A 664-nucleotide genomic window follows, 5' to 3' on the forward strand; every position below is an offset into this window, starting at 1 on the left:
CAACTTTAGATATAAGAGAAATAACCTCATATGACAGTTTTTCGTATATGTTTTGCGGAATAGGTTCTTTGTCAATGAGTCGTGTTCGTCTGTTGGTCCAAGCCGTTTAGCTGGAACATGGCGAATAGTGTTTACCTTATTAGAAGGAATATGCGGTCCACCGGCTACATAGCCGGTGGCTTTTTCATTATGTAAAACAATTAGTTTTTTCCAAGTCCAAAGACTGTACCTTCATTAAAAATCAAATGACAGTTCAGGCATGAATTGATTCATATGTTTTTGGATTTCGTTATATTTGTCGGACTGATCATTCAAGGCTTTCATTGGAATGATCTCATATGGCCGGTTGACCCAGGTTGGCAGGAATTTGGGATTTTGCAGTTCGATTTTCACATCATCCCCGGTTTGGATTTTCTTTACGCCAATTTGCATAATACCGCCGATGTCTTTGTAATCTCCCTGCTGGCCGGATAAGAAATTCCCAAGCGAATAAGCAACAAATGCCCGTTCGCCGTTAGGTTTTGTAAGCCATGAAACAGGCTGCAAAACGTGTGGGTGGTGGCCAATAATAATATCAGCACCTGCATTAGCTGTCGTTTGAGCAAGCTGCTTTTGCTCATCATTAGGCAAACGTTCATACTCTTTGCCGAAATGCAGACTGACC

Annotated in this window: 1 protein-coding gene; it reads right to left on the reverse strand. The window is 41.4% G+C overall.

Going from position 1 to position 664, the window contains the following annotated elements; translation table 11 throughout:
• Positions 1-234: 234 nt before the first annotated feature.
• A partial coding sequence (locus AC1DUW_RS31635) for a CapA family protein (RefSeq protein WP_477644552.1) occupies positions 235-664 on the reverse strand: 430 nt, incomplete at its 5' end.

It is taken from the genome of Peribacillus sp. P4_C12 (assembly GCF_056402095.1).